General features: G+C 61.4%; 1 pseudogene. It reads left to right on the top strand.

Annotated features, from left to right (window positions below):
- Positions 1 to 223: 223 nt before the first annotated feature.
- Positions 224 to 456: pseudogene (locus BST11_RS26900) on the top strand (cytochrome ubiquinol oxidase subunit I); the annotation flags it as partial.

Below are 456 nucleotides of genomic sequence, written 5' to 3'. Positions count from 1 at the left end.
CCCTCCCGCCCCGCACCCGCCGCACACCAGGATCCCGGCGGACAGGGCGGCCGTGGCCGCGATCGTTCGCCTCCCCAACACGGGTCCGACGCTAACATCCGCCGACTTCAAAGGTATTTACGACAGTTTGTAGGACCAGCCCTGACTGCGAGTTGTTCGAAGGTTAAGATTCGTGTCAATACTGGGTTCGGGCCCTGACCGATACGGATGTTTGGAGGAGCTGTTGACAGCCGAAGCCCCCCCGTTGGGAGAACTCGAGGCCGTCCGTCCGTACCCGGCCCGGACGGGTCCCAAAGGGAACCTCGTCTACAAGCTGATCACCACGACCGATCACAAGATGATCGGCATCATGTACTGCGTCGCCTGCTTCATCTTCTTCTTCATCGGCGGGTTGCTGGCGCTGTTGATGCGCACCGAGTTGGCCGCGCCCGGGCTGCAGTTTTTGTCCAATGAGCA

The organism is Mycobacterium alsense (genome assembly GCF_002086635.1).
GTDB lineage: Bacteria > Actinomycetota > Actinomycetes > Mycobacteriales > Mycobacteriaceae > Mycobacterium > Mycobacterium alsense.
The sequence above is the reverse complement of the archived record's forward strand: the minus strand, read 5'-3'. Positions and strand labels throughout refer to the sequence as shown.